This window comes from Streptomyces sp. ALI-76-A, from assembly GCF_030287445.1.
Classification (GTDB): domain Bacteria; phylum Actinomycetota; class Actinomycetes; order Streptomycetales; family Streptomycetaceae; genus Streptomyces.
Map to the genome: position 1 here is coordinate 392,404 of NZ_JASVWB010000004.1, position 17,853 is coordinate 410,256.

Genomic DNA, 17,853 nt, shown 5'->3' on the forward strand with positions numbered 1-17,853 from the left:
GCCATGAACCACGACGACACCGCCCCCACCGACCCGCACCCCCTACGTCGGCATGTGGGTGACCGCGGACGGCCACATCCGCCAGGAACTGCTGCCCAACGGCCGTTACGACGAGGCCCGGGGAAGCCGCAAGAGCGCCTCCACGGGCGTCCACACCGTCACCGGCACCCCATCGACTACGTCGACGACACCGGCTTCACCGCCACCGGCGACGTGCGCGACGGAGTCCTCCACCACGAACACCTGGTCCTGTACCGCGAGTACGGCGAGGACAAGCCGTCGGCCCGCGACGTCAGCTGACGGGCTGTCCCCTCACTCCGACGGCAGGACAGCCTCGCCGAGCACCCCCCCGGGGTCCGCGGGGCGGTGGGACAGGCGCCGGCCTGGCGTACGTGCCGGCGTGCCATCCATGCCGACAGGCGTCCGTGGTGTCGCGAGCCATCCGTGCTCGGCGGAGCTGACCCCCTGTGCACCGACGGCGGAGGGCGGGCCTGGTGGCAGCGTCACCCTGCGGGGCGGTGCCCTGTCCGCCCGTACGGCATCGGGCACCGTGGCCGCACGCCCGCACGCCCGCACGCCCGCACAGCGGCCGGACCCGCCCCGGTGACGTGGGCAGTCTGGCCGTCCGGGCGTCGGTACGCACTCCACGTCCGGTCCCGTGCCGGCCGCCCTCCCGGGCACCCCACCTGACCCCCACCCTGCGTCGACAGCGGCGCGAAAGGGCGGGAGTCGGTCATGATGTCCCACGCGACGTCGTGTGCCGGGCCCAACGCTCCCGGCGTAGGCTTCGCTCCGCACGGACATGGGGGACGCTTCACATGAAGGCCGAGACGACGCCACGCTGGTCATCGACCCTTGACGCGGTCGTGGTGTATGCGCAGGGCGCGCTGTGCAGCCGCACCGCCCGGGGCACCGTGCCGGCGAGCGGCCGGGTACGGGTGACAGGGCTGCCCCGCGCGATGGAGCCCGGTTCGCTGCGGGCCCGGGTCGTCGGCGCCTCCGGGCTGCGGAGCACCGAGCTCCGGGTGGAGACCGATGCCGAGCCGCTCGTCACCGGCACGGCCGACGTTCTGCGGCGCGAGGTGGAGCGGCTGCGTGATGAGCGCGCGGCGGCGGAAGGACGCCGGGACCGGCAGCTGAGCCTGATCAAGGAGGTCACGGCCGTACACCCGGTCCCGCCGACCCGCAGACGCGAGGATCCGCACCGCGTCACCCCGGTCGACGCATGGCTCGAACTCGCCGACTTCGTCGACGAACGACTCACGGGACTGCACGCCCGTCTCGTCGAGCTGGAGGAGGCCCTGCGCCTCGTCGGGCACGAACTGGCCGTCGCACAGGACGCGTTGGTCCGCGCCTCCACCGACGCGCCCGCAGCGCACGTACAGACGACCGTCGACGCGGTGCTGACCCTCGACGGCAGCGGTGACGCGGAGGTGGAACTCGAGTACCTGGTGCCGGGCGCCGTCTGGGTGCCGGCCTACCGTCTTACCCACCGGCAGGGCGAACGCGGCGGCCGTCTGGTGCTGCGCGCCTCGGTCGCGCAGCGCACCGGGGAGGACTGGACCGGCGTACGCATCGCCCTGGCCACCGCCGACCTGCGGCGCCGCACCGACCTGCCGAAGCTCCGCTCGATACGGATCGGGCGCCGTCAAGCCGCCCCCGCTCCCTTCGGCTGGCGTGAACCCCCGGCAGGGCTCGCGGACCTGTTCGCCGGGTACGAGGCGGCGGGTCCCCGACCCGCCTCGGGCCGCGCGGGTACGCCCGTCACCGCTGCTGCCGTGGGCGGGCCGTCGTCCGGGCCCTCCTTCGTACCGCCGCCCGCACCGCAGGGCTACGGCGGGCCGTCTGCCGCGCCAGAGGTGTCCGGCGGCGTCGGCGGCGTTCCCCCTCAGGCCTTCGGCGGCGGGATGCCCGACTTCGCCCAGTCGGCCCGGCCACGGACCGACGGTATGGCGCGTGCCGGTGGGTCCTACCCCGCGCCGGCCCTCATGGCGCCCGCGGCTCCGGGCATGCCGCCACCGCCTGCGCCACCGGCGGCCGGCCCGGCGTCCGCCCAGATGGCGGCCGGTGCGCCGCAGCCGCCTCCACGTCCGGCACCGGTGACCGGTCCGCCGCAGCCCAGCGGCGCCGAACTCGACTACGCCGCTCTCGTCCTGAGCGGTCCCGACGAGCAGGGTGACCGCCGGGGCCGGCTCTTTCCCGCCTCCCCCTTCGACCCGGTGGCGGCCGAATACCGCCGCCGCGCCGAAGCAGTGGCCGGCCTGCCCCTGCCCCGGCACGCCGTGCGGCCCCGCCAGTCGGCAGGTTCCTTCGACCACCGCTTCGATGCCGTCGCCCGCGCCGACATCCCCTCGGACGGCACCTGGCACACGGTCACCGTGACCGAGATCCCGGTGGAACTGCACACCGAGTACCTGTGTGTGCCGTCGGTGGAGCGGACCGTGTACGCGACCCTGCTGCTGTCGAACGCCACCGACCAGGCGCTGCTGGCCGGCCCGGTGGAGGTCATCGTCGATGACGACTACCTGCTGACCGCCGCGCTGCCCACCCTCGCCCCCGGAGGTGTCCGCCGGGTGGGCCTCGGGCCGGCCGAGGGCGTCCAGGTCACGCGCCGTACGAACCTGCACGAGTCGACCTCCGGTCTGCGCAACAACACCACCGTGCTCGACCACCGCGTACAGGTGGAGCTGGCCAACCGGCTCGCGAAGCCCGTCACCGTCGAGGTCCGCGAGCAGATACCGGTCACCTCCGATCCGGACGTCCGGATCGAGGAACGGGCCGACTGGACGGCACCGGAGGTGGACGCGGGGCACGATCACCATGCCCCGGGCACCCGTGTCTGGCGGGTGCACCTGCCCGCCGGTGGCACCGCCGCACTCCTCGGTGGCTACGAGATCCGCATCCCGGCCGGCAAGGCCCTCGTCGGCGGCAACCGCAGGAGCTGACCCACCATGTCCACGGCCCCGAAGCCGATTCCCCTCCCCGTCACCGCCGTCACCTGCCTGGAGGACCGCGCCCACGTCGAGCGCTCCACCGTGCTGGACCTGGAAGCCGGCGTCCAGCGGCTGCGGCTCGGGCCGGTCAGCGCGCTGGCCGTCGACCGCACCCTCCACGCCGAACTGGCCGCCGATCACCCCGCGTCCGTGCTCGATGTGCGGCTCGTCCGCAGCTGGACGCCGCGCGGGCCGCTGCCGTCCACCGACGACTCGGCCCTGCGGGTGCGCGTGCACGCGCTAGAAGAGGAGCGGTTCACCCTGGAGCAGCGGTGCGACCGGCTGCGTGCCCGCCTCGGCCTGCTCGGGCGTCTCGCGGCCGATCTGCTGCGGGAGATCGGCGAGGGCGCCGGCTTCGGCGAGACCGACGGGCCCCGGTGGACCCGCGAACTGGACCGGGTGGACGGCGAGCGCGACACGTACGGCGAGCGGCTGCGCACCGCGGAGGCCCGCCTGGCCGCCGTCGCCGTCGAGCTCGGCGAAGCCGAACGAGCCATGGACCTCACCGAGGAGGAACCCGCCGAGCTGGTCGGCCACATCGAGCTGACCGTGCGGGCCGAAACCGCCGGGCCGGCCGGGCTGCGCCTGACCCACCTCACCCCGTGCGCGCTGTGGCGGCCCGCCTACCGGGCCGTGCTCGACGGTGACGCGCTCACGCTGGAGACCGACGCGATGGTCTGGCAGCGCACCGGCGAGGACTGGTCGGACGTACGACTGACGTTCTCCACGGCCAGGTCGGCGATGGCCACCGAACCACCGCGGCTGGGGGAGGACCGGCTGACGCTCAAGGAGCGCTCCGCCGCCGAGCGGCGCACCGTCGACGTCGAGGTGCGCGAGCAGGAGATCGCAGAACTCGGCCCGGTCCCGGTCCTCGGCCTGCCCGGCGTGGACGACGGCGGCGAGGCGCGCGTGCTGCACGCGCCCGCGCCCGTCTCCGTGCCGGCGGACGGCCGCGCACACCGGGTGCCGCTCTCCGTCTTCAGCACGGCCGTGAGCAGCGAGTACGCCTGCTCACCCGAGCTGTCCCCGTTGGTCACGCAGGTGGTGCGCTGCGACAACGCCTCCGGTCACGCACTGCTCGCCGGGCCGGTGGACCTGGTCCGTGACAGCGGGTTCAGCGGCCGTGGCACGCTGGACTTCACCGCACCCGGCGCCCCCGTCGAACTCGCCTTCGGCAGCTGCGACGACTACCGGGTGGTGCGGCAGGCCGAGGAGTCCCGCGACACCACCGGGATCACCCAGCGGACCGTGGTCACCCGCACGGTGCGCCTGCACCTGTCCCGGTTCTCGGCACCGGGGGACCAGGACGGGCGGACGGTCGTCCTGCGGGAGCGGATCCCGGTCTCCGAGATCTCGGCGGTGGAGGTCCGGCTGCGCGAGGAAGCCTGTTCCCCGCCGCCCGACGTGGTCGACGCCGAAGGCATCGTCCGCTGGGACGTCCCTCTTCCGCCCGGCGGCAGGCGCACGGTGACGCTGGTCTACGAGCTGTCGGCGAGCGCCAAGGTCGCCGGGCTCTGAGCCCCACGTCCCGCGCGCGCCGCACACCGCTGTCGCGATCACGGTGGTGGTTCGGGTTCGGGTGCCGACGTGACAGGCTGTGCTTCTTACTGTCTGAGCCCAGGAGGTCATCATGGCTGGCGAGTCTTCATCACTCGAAGGTCCGGAGCCGGTCGAGGAAGGTCCGCAGCCGGTCGAGTCCGAGCCCTCCGCTGTGACGCCCGCCGAGGAGGACAAGGACGACCTCAAGCGCAAGTTCCGTGAGGCTCTGGCGCGCAAGCGCAACGAGCAGGTGGCGGGTGCCGCGCGTACGGATGCGTCGAAGATCCGCGGCGCGCACGGTCCGGCCACGAGCCAGCGGACGTTTCGGCGCAAGAGCGGCGGCTGATCGTCGTTCCGACGCACGGCCCGGCCAGAGCACTGGCCGGCGCTCGTGCGCGGGCGTGTCACCACGAGTGTGGGCGTTGCCGTCCTCCTGTTCCACCGAGGGGTGAGGCGTCGAGTCGTCCGAGTCGTCGAGCGGCATCGGATGTCCGGCCGGTGCGGCGAGACGGCCGCCGCACCGAGCGCCTGACCGAGTCCGAACCCGAGCCGGCCCACGTGGTCCAGGGCGCCCCGTGCGCCGGCAGCACGCCGTCGAGGTCCCCGGCCGGCCGAACCTCGGTCGAGTTGTGTTCGCGGCGGATTCGCCGGCCGTCCGGCGATCGGTGCCAGACCAGCGAGGTCGTGGTGCGCACGTCCGCGGTGACGTCGGGCATCGTGATCCGCGCTACGAACGTCGGGGCTGACGCGGCCAGTTCGAGGCCACACGTTGCTCGGGGTCGAAGTCGTTCGTAGAGGCGGACGTCCGGAGAGCCGAAGTCGTGCAACGCGTGGAAGGCGCGCCGGAAGCCCAACGGTGCGTCCCCTCGTTGTGCTCCCAGCCGAACACCCGCCGGCTGTGCAGGTCCGCGATCACGTGTCTGGACAGGCGCGCTGGTTGCTGCTCCGTGCGGATCGACCTGCTCACCGGGCGACGGCCGGCCGTCACAAGCAGCCGCCGCAGCGTGATGCTGCGGCGGCTCGCTCGTCGGTGCGGCACGGATGCGCGGAGCGGTCCGTGCCGCCGGGCCCGGGCCGCTGCGCACGACACGGCGCGATCCAGGTGAGCAGTGCGCGCGGCAGTGGCGGGTACCGGACGTGACGGACTGGTCAGCCCGGATACCCGCTCGGCGCGTGTGACCGCGGGACGGTGCGGGTCGAGGCAGGTGAGCCGGCGCACGGCCGGCTCGGTCGGGGTGCCCTTGGGGCGGTGCCGCGGCCTGCGCCGCGGCACCGCCCCCGGCAGTGGACGGTCAGCTTCGGCGCTCGGTCTGTGTCCGCTCCGCGTCGGTGGGCTGTCGGCCGGCTTCGTCGACGACGGCGTGTTCCAGCTCGGCCGCGCTGGACAGCAGGGTCCCGGCCTTTCCGTACGGGGCGTCCTTGGTCAGGTAGCTGCGGGAGCCCAGGAAGGCGAAGTCCTTCTCGTCGAAGACCCACTCGGTCCGGATGCCGTACCGCGTGTCGTCGCGGGCGATACCGAGGCCCTCGCGACCGATCGCGTCGCGCGCCTCGGGGGCCGGGGTGACACCCGGGATCTTCGCCGCGGCCCGGTAGAGGGCGGCGGCCGTACGGGGCGGCATCACCCCGCCGAGCAAGGATCCGATCTGCTCGAACACCGCCTGGTCCCGTTCCCGTCCATCGGCCTGCGGGGTCTTGGCGTACAGATAGGTCAGCAGCTTGTCGGGGTCGGTGGGCAGCGAGCCGAGCCAGCGGTAGGTGGGCCGGTTGATACCGGCGGGTGTGCCCTCGGTGTCACCGAGTTCGGCATTGATGGGGAACGTCTCACCGTTCTCCCGGACCAGGCCGAGCTTCCGCAGGGGCCCCGGCTCCTGAGCGGCCCACACCTCATGGTCCGTCAGCGGGCCGAGGACAGCCTTCCCGCTGGTCAGGTCGGCCCCGCGGGTCTTCTCCCTGGTGTAGACGAACTGGTCGTCGCGCACCGTGAGGCCGACGCGTGTCTCCGTGGCGTCGGAGATCCGGTCCAGGAGCGCGGCGGCGGGCTGCATGTCCGCGGCCGCGCGGTGCGACGCGGTGCCGGTGGGCGCCGGGTCACCGCCGTTCAGCGCGATCCCCGCGGTCACCGCGCAGGCCAGGGCCAGAGCGGTCGCCGGCGCCAGGATCGCGGGCCGCAGCAGTCGGCGGGCCGGCCGGGCGGGGGCGGCCTGGTCGTGGTCGATGTGGTGCATCAGAAGGTCCCTGTGACGAAGGTGCTGCTCGCGCGGAAGGTCCCAGTCGGCCGGGGCCGGGAGCAGGCGGGCGATCTCCTCGCGGTCGCCGTGCCGCTCCGGGGAAGTGCCGGTGGTGTCGTCGTTCATGTGAGCTCCTCCCGTACGGGCAGGGCCGCGATCGCGGCCGCACTTGTCATCTCTCCGCGGGCGGTCGGCGGTTCCCGGTCTTCTTCCGCGAGGTGAGCGAGCTTCTTGCGGGCACGCGAAAGGCGGGACCGTACGGTTCCGACGGCGATGCCCAGTGCTTCGGCCGTCTGTCGGTAGTCCAGGCCGGACCACACGCACAGGGCCAGTACCTCCCGCTCCTGGCGCCGCAGCCGTCCCAGCGCGGTCTGCACGGCACGCAAGTACCGTGCGTCGTCGATGCGCCCGATCGTCCGAGGCGCGAAGTCCTCCTCCACACGTGGCTGTGGTTGGCGCGCCAGGAACAACTGCCGTCTGCGGACTCCCCGGCGGGCGTTGTCCGCCTTGTGGGTGGCGATGCCCAGCAGCCAGGGCAGCAGGGAGCCGCCGTCCTCCTGCACCCGCTCGCGGGTCCGCCACGCGGTCAGGAACGTTTCGGACATGATCTCTTCGGCTGTCGACCAGTCGCCCGTCAATCGCAGCCCGTGGTTGTAGACGGCGCGGGCGAACTGCTCGTACAGCAGGGCGAACGCCTCTCGGTCCCCCTCGCGCACACGGCGGCGCACATCGTTTTCTGAGTCCCTCACGACCACTTCTCTCCGCGACACGGGGGGAGTTCCTGTGGCCTGTGTCACGCACCGGTGCGAGCGAAACGCCGTAGAAGTCCAGAGACACAGCATAGGGAGGGGGCCAAAGGGCCCTCGGTGCGGTGCTGGTGCGCCCTGTCACCCCGCGCACCACCGACGGCAGCAGGGCCGCCCACTTCGAGCACACCGTCGCCATCACCGACCAGGGCCCCCGCGTCCTGACCCTGCCCTGACGTCCTGCCAGGCGCTGAACGGCGGGATGCCGGGGTCTCCCGGTGCGGCCCCGCTCGTTCAGGAGCGGGTGAAGGTCCACTCGTGGTTGTTCTGGCTCTCCGGAGCGCACGGCCAGACGATCAGCTCGCGCGTGTCGTCGTCGGGCCCGTAGGAGTCCAGGCACTGGTTGTTGCTGGCGGCGTTACGTATCCAGAACGTTCCGTCGGACTGCTTGTCCAGCCACCAGAGCTGGTTGTCCCTCGTGGTGCCGTCGCAGGGAAACTCCGTGACCTTGGTGGCACCGCCGACCCCCTGGTAGCCGGGCAGGTCCAGGCACATGCTGTCCATGACGTTGCGGATCTGGAAGAGCGGGACGCCACCGGGCCCGGCCTTGTCGTAACGCTTCTCGACATTCCACAGCTGGTTGTCGTCGGTGTTGCTGTTGCACGTCGCGTGCGTCACCGGCCCGTTCGCCGAGCCGCTGGTGAACCCGGGGACGTCCACACAGGTGCGGTTGGTGTTGTTCTTGATCAGCACCCTCGTGAGAACCGCCGGCAGGCTGCTCGGCGCCTTCTTCACGGCGGCCTTCTTCTTCTCCTCCTTCTCCTTCTTGCTCGGCGAGGGGCTCGGTACCGTGACGGGTGCGGCGGCCTTCTCCGCGGCCGGCGACGCGGGCCCCGCCTCCTTCTTCTCCTTCTCCTGCTTCTTCCCCGGATCCGCCTTCGGCTTGGTCCGGGTGGGGGAGGGCGACTGGGTGACGAAGACGCCTGCCGGGTCGTCGGCCTCGTCCAGCACCGTGTCGGCGGCCGCGGTGTCGACGACCTTCTTCTCCTCGTCCCTGTCGGCCACGGTGATCAGCAGCGGCACGGCGATCAGGAGGGCGCCGGCGATCGCGGCACCGGCGAGCACCGGTTTGCGGGGGCGGCCGACCCCGCTCTCGCTGGAGCTGGTGGCACCACCACCGGATACGGCGGTCGCAGCGGCCCTCGGCTGCCCCGTGGTCGCCGCGGCGGAGAGAGCCCGCGCGCCGTTCCTCTCCGCCCTGCCTGCGGTGTCCTCGCCCCGGGCTTTGCCTGCGTTGCCCTCTTCCTCCCCGCCGGCCTTCACGTCGCCGCTGTCGGCCTTCTCGGCCGTCGCCTCGACGGTGCCGGTGTGCCCGGCCTTCTCGCCGGTGGACGCTTCCTCGGCGTGGCCCGCGTCGCCGGCCGGACCGACGGCCGCCGTGCCGGCCACCGACGAAGCCGCCCGGCCCTTCGGCCCGGCGGGGGGTCGGATCCCTTCCTGGGGATCGGCACCGGCCGCCGCTTCGTTCCTGGCGGCCTTCTCCGCGTCGGCGCCTTCCGGCGTGGAGGCGGCCGGAGGCTCCCCGGCGCCGGTGAGACGGGCCGCGGCGCCGTCGGCGTCGGGTGTGGCGGCTACCGCCTTGCGGGCGGAGGAGTCCCCCGAAGCCTGCTGCTGGTCGGACATGTACTTCCATGCCTTTCTTTTCGCTTCACCTTGGAAGGTCCTGTGGATCGTCAGCGGCCGCCGGAAGCTGTCCTGGGGGGTGCATGCCGGTCAGGTGGTCGTGGAAGCGTGCGAGAGAGCGGAAGAAGATCCCCTTGGTCATGCTTGCGACGGTACGGCGCGCCACACCGAGCCGTGACCGGGCGGCGCATCCCCCCTGCGGGCCGGGTTCGACCGGGATGCCTGGACACGGCTTATGCGGATGGGACCAGCGTAGTTGATGTGGCGTCCGGTGCTGTCTCTGAGGTGGTGGAACTCCCGCAGAAGAGACCGGAGTTGCGATGCGGGGGGCTCGACCACTGGAGGCTCGGCCCGCGGGCGGCCGTCCCGGCCTACCGTTCAGGTGAACGGGGCTTTGCCGTCTCAGGTACAGGGGCTGTCTCCAGGAAACGGTGGAGGGAGGCCGACATGGCGGTGACGAAGGCGTCGCGCGTGGACGCGGTGACGCGGTCCAGCGACAGATAGGGATTGAGGTCCTCCAGCTCGACCAGGAGGAGATCCCCGTCCTGGGTGCGGCAGGCGTCCACGCGCTGGATACCGTGATCGAGGGTGTTCCAGTCGATGAAGCGCCGGGCGAACGCGAGGTCGTCCTCGGTGGGCCGGTAGGGCTCGAGAACCCAGCGGCGGTCGGGGTCCGGGGAGTGGAGGGCGTACTGGACGGCGGCGTCGACGTAGTAGAACGACACCTCGTAGCGGAAGTCGATACGGGGCTGGACCAGGATGTCGCCGAAGGCGAGGCCGTCCAGCCTCTCGCGGGAGACGAAGTCGAGGCCGATGGAGTCCGCGCCGGCCTTCGGCTTGACCACGTACTGGTCGCTCACCGGGAGCTGTTCGAGGTCCTGGCGCCGGTCGACGGTGGGGATGACGGGATACCCGGCTGCGGAGAGCTCCAGCAGGTACTGCTTGCCCGCCATGTCCGCTCGGCCGGTCTGCGGGTTGTAGACCCGTGTCCCACGCGCTGCCGCCTGGCCCCGGAAGTCGTCGTACTCCTTCTGGTAGTGCAGTACGGGCCCGCTGTTGCGGACCACCACCGCGTCGAAGCCGTCCATCAGCGCGGCCGCGTCGAGCGGGTGGCACAGGGCTGTGTCGAAGTGCGTCCGCAGCCGGGACGACAGGAAGATGTCCTCGTCGCAGTAGCGCCTCCCTCGGGCCTGATAAGCGAGATCGCTGACATAGAGGATGCGGGGGCGGACGGGCACGGGACATCTCCTGGGTCGTGGGTGGAGTTCACCGATCTTCCCGCATCCGGTGCCGGACGTCACGACTACGCGCTGACGCTCGGCTCCGCTCGGCCAGGGGCCGGCTGACGGTCACGGGACGGGGCGCCGAAGCCGGCCCTCCTCTGCTCGGTTACTCTCGGCGCCACTGATGTTCACTGTGCGATCCGGCCGTGATCCGGGCAAACGGCAACCGAATCGCCACTCGGGAGACGCCCACGCATGCATGCGCCACCATCGCCACTGGAGGCGGAGCGGTCTGACGGAGGATCGGGATCCGTCCGGATCGGTGTGCTCGTTCCGCTGACTCGGCCCGGCTGGGTCGAGGCGGGCCACCACTTGCTCGCCGGAATCGAGTTGGCCGGTCGCGAGGTGAATGACACCGGCGGAATCGCCGGGAGACCACTTGAGCTGGTGGTCCGGGACACCGCGGCTGACCCGCGGAAGGCCGCGGCGGCCGTGGACGAGTTGGCTCGCCTGGGCGTCGCCGCCCTGGCGGGGGAGTACCACAGCGTCGTCGCTCGCGCCGCTGCGGCGCGGGCCGACGCCCTCGGCCTGCCGTTCCTGTGCTCGTCAGCGGTTCTCGACGCCCTCACCGAACAGCCGACGGAATGGGTGGCGCGTCTCTCCCCGCCGCAGTCCCGCGGCTGGCGGGTCTACGCGGACTTCCTCCTCGGCGCGGGCCACAGCCGTATCGCCGTAGCGGCCCAGCCGAGCATCTACTGGGCGTCTGGGACCCGCGTCGTGCGGGACCACCTGGCGCCCCGCGGCGGCACCGTCATCGAACTCGACATGAATGCGCTCACCCCCGCGGCCGTGTGCGACGCACTCGTCGACCACCGGGCGACAGCCCTCCTCCTTCTCGTCGGCCACCCGGAGCCGGCGGTGTCGATCGTCAAGGCCGTCCGCCGCGACCAGCGCCTCGCCGAGGTCATGATGGGCGCTCCGGCCGGGCAGCCGGAGTTCGCCGCATGGGCGACCTCGCTGGGCGACGACGGCGCGGGGATCCCGTTCCTGCGCTACCTGCCCGAACGCCTCGGCCCACTCGGTGCGCGAGTGGAGAGGGCCTTGCGCGAGCGGCTGGCCGGGGCGCCCTCCTTCGTCGCCTTCGAGGGCTACGACACGATCACCGTTCTCGCCGACGTGCTGCGTTCCCACGGCACGGACCGGGCGCGCACCGCCGAGTCCTGGCCGCGTGTCGCGGTCCAAGGCAGCCGTGGGCGGATCGAGTTCTCCCGCACGCCGGGCATCAGCGTATGGCAATGGACCGGGACGCCCGTCCACGTCGTTGATCGAGACCCGGCGGAACCCGGTCGCTTCCGGATCCTTCACGCCGGCTGAGGGAACACAGCGGGTGCCGCGGCTCGGACGTACGTCCTGTCACTGACTGCTTCGTGGGCTGGACGGCTGGAGGAGCTGGTCGACGGGGGCGTAGTCGTCGGTGAGCGGTCGGGCGTTGCCGATCCAGGAGGTGAGGCCGTCGCCGGTGGTGATCTTCCAGCCGGTTCGCCGGGCGTCCAGCGCTTCCTGGGCCGCGCGCAGGTCGACCGGCCGGTCGGAGGCGAGCAGCACCAGATTGCCGCCCTCGGGGGTGGCGGTCGGGTCCAGGCCGATGTCGGTGGAGTCACCGACGAGGGCCACGTGCTCGAACGTCTCGCTGAGGGTGGCTGCTTCGGCACGTGCGAAGGCCAGGCCACCGTGATCGATGAGATTGACGACGTACACGCCGTCATCGTTGAGCACCCGGCGGACGTCCGTCATCGCTTCCACCGTGGTGAGGTGCCACGGCACACTGACGCCCCCGAAGGCGTCGCCGACGACGAGGTCACGACTGCCGGTGTCCAGGCGCCGCAGGCCGAGCCTGCCGTCCTCGGCGCGTACGTCGACAGCGGATTCCGGTCGCAGGCCGAGTCGGTCGCGGTTGATGTCCACGACGCCGCTGTCGATCTCGGACACAAGGCTGCGCGTCCCCGGGCGCGTTGCAGCGAGATACCGGGGAAAGGTCAGTCCGCCGCCTCCCAGGTGATAGGCGGCCAGGGGCTCACCTTCGGGAAAGGCGGCGTCGACCACCGACGCGATGGCGCGCACATACGTGAACTCCAGGAAGGTCGGGTCGTCGAGGTCGACGTAGGAGTGCCGCAAGCCGTCCAGAACGAGTGTGCGGCCACTGGCCCGGTCGGGATCCGCGACGACCCGCGCGCAGTGGTACCTGGTCTCCGTGTCGCAGCCACCGGGCGCGACGAGGGTGGCGAGGCCGCCGGCAAGGACCACGGGTGCGAGGACAAGGGTGCCGCGCCACCCGCGGGTTCGCCACTCGATCAGCGCCGCGCCGACCACCAGCAGTGTTCCCAGGCCGATCAGGATGCCGCTGACCGGCAACCGCGACACGAGGACGAAGCCGGTGAGGACGGTGCCGACGATGGCGCCGACGGTGCCGACGCCGGACAGCCGGCCGACCACCGTTCCGGTCTCGGCGAGGCTGGTGAGCCGCAACTTGGTCACCATCGGCGTCACCGCGGAGAGCAGCGCGCCCGGCACCAGGATGGTCAGCGCCGCGATCAGCAGGAGCATCGCCGGCGCCCACTCGGCGGTGGTCCGCAGCACGGCGGGGGTGAGCGCCACGACCGCCCCCGACACCCCGAGTGAGGGACCTATGAGCCGGCGTGGATCGACCTGGTCGGCGATGCGCCCGCCCAGCCAGGAGCCGACGGCGATCGCGGTGAGCGCGATGCCGATCACCATCGTGCTGGTCTCGAGGGTGAGGCCGAGATAGGGAGCCAGCAGGCGCAGGGCGACGATCTCGACCACCAGGACCGCGGCCGAGGACCCGAACACAAGCAGGGCCGCGGCCCGGGAACCCAGGCCGTGGCCGGGAGGCATGCCCTCGGCCGCACGTGAGGAAGACGATCCGGTCACGGGCGACATCCTCGCACGCAACTCTTGACAGACAGGAGCTGGTTGAGAGAAGCCGCCGGTCACCTCGACCCGGACTGCTGAGCACGGAGGTTCGTGATCGCCATCAGGGGTGCTGAGCGGCGGTTCGTCCGGGTCGTGAGGTGGGCCAGGGCGCCGGCGGCGAGGTGGTCCCGGCACCGGGAGCGGGGCAGGAGGAGCAGGTCGGAGGGGCGGTGGGGGTGAGAAAGCCCTCGCCGCACCGGAGCGGGCGGCGACCGCGGAGACGACGGCGCGCAGATGGGGCCGGTGAGCCGGGCACCGGGACGGACCGGGACGGCGATGGCCGCGATGGCCCGCCCCGGCACACCTCCGCGTGCCGGGCCGGGCGCACCGTGACGCGTCTGTACTCCACCGAAGCGGACGAACCCTGTGGGTCCTCTCAGCCGAAGCGCAGGACGCGGGGGGCGAAGGTGCCCTCGGGGCTGTCGGCCCGACCGACCGACCACACCGTGTCCGTGCCCGGGACCGGTGCCAGCTGTAGCGCCGAGGACTCACCCTCCCCGGCCACCGCCGGTTCGCTGTACTCGGTGAACGACGTTCCGTTCCAGGAGAGGAAGTCCGGCCCGGGGACGAGCGGCGGGAAGCTGTCCGGGTCCCTGTTCTGTGAGCGCTCCACGGATACCCAGCCCAGCGCGCCGGACGTGGTGGGCGCCAGGGAGCTGACCGAGCCGAAGTCGGCGGGCACGGTCACCCGGCTCCACGCCTGACCGTCCCAGCGGACCAGCAGCGGCGGAATCGGCCGCCCCACAGGACCGCCGATGAACCCGGCCGTGCCACCCGCCCACACCTCCGTCCGGGAGACCGCCAGCACACTGCTCACGGTCGAGCGCGGGTATCCGTCCACGATCGTCTGCTGCCACGCCTGCCCGTCCCAGTGCGACACGGCCGCACCCGCGTTGGTGGCGCCCGCGGCCCAGACGTCGTCGGCCGCCAGGATGTGCAGACCGAACACGGCCCCCGGTGGCACCGGCAGGTCCCGCCAGCCGCGCCCGTCCCAGCGCAGCAGTGCCTGCGCGCCGTCCCGCGAACCGATCAGCCAGGTCTCACCGCCACCGGCGACGACCTTGGTCAGCACGACGCCGCGCGGCGGCCGGCTTTCGGACCAGGCGCTGCCGTCGAAGCGGAGCAGGCGGGCGCCGCCCGCCGCGTCACGGCCGACCGCCCAGCCGGCGGTCGGTGAGGTCGCGGCGATGGACAGCAGCTCTCCCTGCCAGCCGACCTCGGGCAGACTCTGGCGCTGCCACGCGGTTCCGTCCCAGCGCAACATCAGCGGGAATCCCGGCGCCTGGCGGCCGACGGCGTCGGCACCCACTGCCCACGCCCGGTCCGGCCCGAACGCCACGGCCTCGTGGAGCCCGGCCTGTGGACGTAGCTGCGCCGGGACCGGAACGTGCTGCCAGGACAGGGTGTCCGCCGCGGCCGAGGCCATGACGGTCACCATGGTCATGGCGACGGCGACGAGCGCGACGAGAAGTCTGCGTACCATGGTCAGCCTCCCAGCCGCTCGCTCATCAGGTTCGGTTTCGAGCGGTAGATCTCGACGGTCCCGAAGGACAGCAGTGCGGACCCGGCCCTGGCCAGCGCACGCGGGGTGACGTCGATCGCGTTCGTGCGCTCCGGGCCGTAGGAGAAGGTGGTGCGGGGACCGTCCACCCGCGCGTACTTCGACTGGAACGCGCGGTCGCTGGTCACCGGCAGCCACAGCGCGCCGTCCGGGCCGCTCACCATGCCCTCGGTGTGGTTGTTGCCCAGCGGTGGATAGGTGGTGCGCCAGGCGCGTCCGTTCCCGGTCGTCAGACAGGTGCGGGGCACGCCGTCGTTGTACTGGCTGCCGCCGACCGTGACCCGGCCGGACGGTTCGAGCACGATCGTGTGTACGTTGCTGTTCGGCGGCAGTGCCACCTGTGCGTCGCGCCACGCCGTGCCGTCCCAGCGCAGCACGGCGCTCCCGGTCGTGGTGTCCCCCCAGGCCCAGGCGTCGGTGGCGGTGCGCGCGGTGACCCCCATCAGGAACAGCACACCCTCCGGGGCGGACTGCGTGGTCCAGCCGGAACCGTCGTAGTGCAACACCTTCAGCCCGGTGTCGTCCTCACCGACCACCCACGCGGCACCCGGTACCGCGGCGAAGTCCTGGTAGACGTGCAGGGTCTGCGGCAGCGGGACGGTACTCCACGCTCCCGCCGACCGGCGCAGGATCTCTCCCGCTCCCTGGCGGTTGTGGAAGATCCACACCTCGTCGCCGACCAGCTCCACCTCGCCGAGCCAGCCGGGCTCATCGGCGCCGGGGAAGGTCGTGTCCCGGCTCCACGCCGTGCCGTTCCACCGGTACAGCATCGGCCGCAGCCCATCGGCGGCACGCTCATAGCCCGTCGCCCACGCCTCGCCCCGCCCGCGGGCGCCGAGATCGGTGACGGTCACCGGCGGAGCCGCCGCCGGCACCGGCAGCGCCGACCAGCTCGGCGTGACAGCCGCAGCCGGCGACACCACCGCCGCACACGCGAGCACAAGGCAGACAACAACCGCACGGAGACCGTTCACGAGACCCCCTACAACGCGAAGGGCGCACAGGCTATGGGCGTTCACCCACCCGTGAACAGACGGCATCCGGCCGAACACGGCTCCGTCCGGACTCACCGTGACGGTGCCTCCACGGGCGACGTCGCACGCCCCGGTGACCGGTCCAGATCGCCGGCGCCGGCAGGACGTCCGTCTCCACGGTGGCGCCGCGACTCGTCGGCGAGGGACGCCTGTCGCTGGACGACACCGTAGAACGCCGGCTGCCCGCGGTCGTGTCCGGCAGCGGCAACGGCAAGCAACGGCAGCGCCGGCACCGTACGGCGGCTGCTCCAGCACACCAGCCCGCGGTTCGACCACACCGCGGACTTCCCCGAGTTCGCCGGTACGGCCGGCTACCAGACCGACCGTCGTGCCACCTGGACGACAGTAGTGCCTGCCGTACCCGGAGGTGGGCAGCGTAGGGGTTGGTGACGTCACCTGTGCGCACGGGAACCTGAAGCCATGACGCGATCCAGGACAGTGATCCTTCCCTCGGTCCTCCTCTCCCTCGGTGCCGTGGCAGGTGCCACTCCGGCCGCCGGGGACACGATGCGGGAGTCACCCGCCTCGGTCTCGGTGCCGAAGGCGCCGGCCTCCGGGCGGCACGTGGACAGCGTGGTCGCCGCCATCGAGCGCAGTGCTCACCCACTGAGGAGCACCGATCCCCAGGGCAGTCTCCGGGACCTGAACTCGCTGGGCCGCATGGTCGACGACGCGAAGGTGGTGGGGCTGGGCGAGGCGACTCACGGTTCGCGGGACTTCTTCCGCATGAAGCACCGGGTCTTCCGCTACCTGGTCGAGGAGAAGGGCTTCCGGTCCTTCTCCCTGGAGCTCGCCTGGAGCAGTGGGGTGCGGCTCGACGAGTACGTGCTGGAGGGCAAGGGCGACCTGCGGGACATAGCGCGGGAGGAGTTCCAGGGTGCGTACCGTATCTGGAACAACGCGGACTACCTGGGCCTCATCGAGTGGATGCGGGAGTACAACCGCGAGCACCCCGACGACCCGGTGCGATTCATGGGCAACGACATGGGTTACGCCGGGCCGGAGCTGTACGCGCGGGTGACCGGCCATGTGGCCCGTGAGCACCCCCGGTTGCTGGAGCGCGTGACCGAGCTGTACCGCGGCCTGGCGCCCACCACCGACGCCGGCACGTTCGGCGAGGAGTACGTCAGGCTGCCGCTGGCCGAGCGCAAGGAGCGGGCGCAGCGGACCCGGGAGGTGTACGAGCTGCTGCGGCGACAGCGCCTCGCCGCAGGGACCGACGGACGGGATCACCTGTGGATGGTGCAGCACGCCAGGGCCATTCACCAGATGGCCGGGGGCATGTCCTTCGACTTCGACGACGAGGCGCAGATCGCGCAGATGATGAAGCGCCGCGACCAGGTGATGGCCGAGAACGTGGCCTGGTGGCACAGGCACACCGGCGACCGCGTCCTGGTGTCGGCGCACAACACCCATGTGTCCTACCAGTCGTTCGACACGCGGTATCCCAAGACGCAAGGAGCGTTCCTGCGCGACGCGTCGGGCAAGGACTACGTCAGCATCGGCTTCAGCTTCCACCAGGGTGCCTTCAAGGCGTTCGGTACCGAGGACAACGTGATCCGCACCTACCGTGTGGGTGCCGCGAAGCCGGGCTCCAACGAACACACCCTGGACAAGGCCCGCCAGGACGACTACATCCTCGACCTGCGCACAGCTCCCCGTCCCGCACGCGCCTGGCTGGACACGGCGCGCGTCACGTGGAACATCGGCGCCGGGTGGCCCGACCCCGTGGAGTACAGGACCGCCCTCGGCCAGGCACACGACGTCCTCATCCACCTGAACGACGTCGAAGCCACCACGTACCTGGGCAGCTCCTGATCCGATCGTCGACGTCCGGCACACCGCCGGAGCCGAC

Annotated in this window: 12 protein-coding genes and 2 pseudogenes; 7 read left to right on the forward strand and 7 right to left on the reverse strand. The window is 72.0% G+C overall.

Translation table 11 applies throughout. The annotated features are described in order from the left end of the window. Window positions 1–91 precede the first annotated feature (91 nt). The 4 genes and pseudogenes from QQS16_RS38305 (at window position 92) to QQS16_RS38320 (ending at window position 4,878) form a co-directional block, all read left to right on the forward strand. Window positions 92–300, forward strand: a pseudogene (locus QQS16_RS38305) (Atu4866 domain-containing protein). A 518-nt stretch (window positions 301–818) separates the two neighbouring features. Next, window positions 819–2,945 carry a DUF4139 domain-containing protein gene (locus QQS16_RS38310; RefSeq protein WP_286067194.1) on the forward strand — a complete coding sequence of 709 codons (2,127 nt, stop codon included), beginning with the start codon at window positions 819–821 and terminating at the stop codon, window positions 2,943–2,945. A 6-nt stretch (window positions 2,946–2,951) separates the two neighbouring features. Beyond that, the gene (locus tag QQS16_RS38315; protein WP_286067196.1) at window positions 2,952–4,511 is read left to right on the forward strand and encodes a mucoidy inhibitor MuiA family protein; all 1,560 of its coding nucleotides are present in this window, start codon (window positions 2,952–2,954) and stop codon (window positions 4,509–4,511) included. Between the two features lie 112 nt (window positions 4,512–4,623). After that, window positions 4,624–4,878: a DUF5302 domain-containing protein gene (locus tag QQS16_RS38320; protein WP_286067197.1), complete on the forward strand. Its 255-nt coding sequence runs from the start codon at window positions 4,624–4,626 to the stop codon at window positions 4,876–4,878. A gap of 946 nt (window positions 4,879–5,824) precedes the next feature. Here the strand turns inward: QQS16_RS38320 and QQS16_RS38325 are convergent. Both QQS16_RS38325 and QQS16_RS38330 read right to left on the reverse strand, forming a co-directional pair. Beyond that, on the reverse strand, window positions 5,825–6,886 hold the full coding sequence (locus QQS16_RS38325) for a CU044_5270 family protein (protein WP_286067198.1): 1,062 nt from the start codon (window positions 6,884–6,886) through the stop codon (window positions 5,825–5,827). Further along, complete coding sequence (locus tag QQS16_RS38330) at window positions 6,883–7,488, reverse strand: RNA polymerase sigma factor (RefSeq protein ID WP_286068117.1); 606 nt, start codon at window positions 7,486–7,488, stop codon at window positions 6,883–6,885. Before QQS16_RS38330 ends, QQS16_RS38325 begins: the two co-directional genes overlap by 4 nt. Window positions 7,489–7,649: 161 nt before the next feature. Between QQS16_RS38330 and QQS16_RS38335 the strand changes: the two are divergent. Beyond that, window positions 7,650–7,742 (forward strand): annotated as a pseudogene (locus tag QQS16_RS38335) (type I methionyl aminopeptidase); the annotation flags it as partial. Between the two features lie 58 nt (window positions 7,743–7,800). Here QQS16_RS38335 and QQS16_RS38340 read toward each other — a convergent pair. Together QQS16_RS38340 and QQS16_RS38345 are read right to left on the reverse strand one after the other, a co-directional pair. Next, a complete protein-coding gene (locus QQS16_RS38340; protein ID WP_286067200.1) occupies window positions 7,801–9,189 on the reverse strand; it encodes an RICIN domain-containing protein in 1,389 nt (462 codons plus the stop codon). A 371-nt stretch (window positions 9,190–9,560) separates the two neighbouring features. Continuing rightward, the gene (locus QQS16_RS38345) at window positions 9,561–10,427 is read right to left on the reverse strand and encodes an ATP-grasp domain-containing protein (RefSeq protein ID WP_286067201.1); all 867 of its coding nucleotides are present in this window, start codon (window positions 10,425–10,427) and stop codon (window positions 9,561–9,563) included. A 240-nt stretch (window positions 10,428–10,667) separates the two neighbouring features. On the opposite strand from QQS16_RS38345, the gene QQS16_RS38350 reads away from it, so the two are divergent. Then, entirely contained in the window at window positions 10,668–11,786 is a 1,119-nt protein-coding gene (locus QQS16_RS38350; protein WP_286067202.1) for an ABC transporter substrate-binding protein, read from the forward strand. A 39-nt stretch (window positions 11,787–11,825) separates the two neighbouring features. Here QQS16_RS38350 and QQS16_RS38355 read toward each other — a convergent pair whose 3' ends face one another. The 3 genes from QQS16_RS38355 to QQS16_RS38365 all read right to left on the reverse strand — a co-directional run bounded on the left by QQS16_RS38355 (window position 11,826) and on the right by QQS16_RS38365 (window position 15,818). After that, window positions 11,826–13,370, reverse strand: coding sequence for a fused MFS/spermidine synthase (locus QQS16_RS38355; protein ID WP_502963961.1), 1,545 nt, complete (start codon window positions 13,368–13,370; stop codon window positions 11,826–11,828). Between the two features lie 409 nt (window positions 13,371–13,779). Continuing rightward, window positions 13,780–14,886 carry a hypothetical protein gene (locus QQS16_RS38360; RefSeq protein ID WP_286067203.1) on the reverse strand — a complete coding sequence of 369 codons (1,107 nt, stop codon included), beginning with the start codon at window positions 14,884–14,886 and terminating at the stop codon, window positions 13,780–13,782. Window positions 14,887–14,888: 2 nt separating this feature from the next. Beyond that, on the reverse strand, window positions 14,889–15,818 hold the full coding sequence (locus QQS16_RS38365; RefSeq protein WP_502963962.1) for a hypothetical protein: 930 nt from the start codon (window positions 15,816–15,818) through the stop codon (window positions 14,889–14,891). Window positions 15,819–16,418: 600 nt separating this feature from the next. Between QQS16_RS38365 and QQS16_RS38375 the strand changes: the two genes are divergently transcribed. Next, entirely contained in the window at window positions 16,419–17,816 is a 1,398-nt protein-coding gene (locus tag QQS16_RS38375; protein WP_286067205.1) for an erythromycin esterase family protein, read from the forward strand. Window positions 17,817–17,853 lie beyond the last annotated feature (37 nt).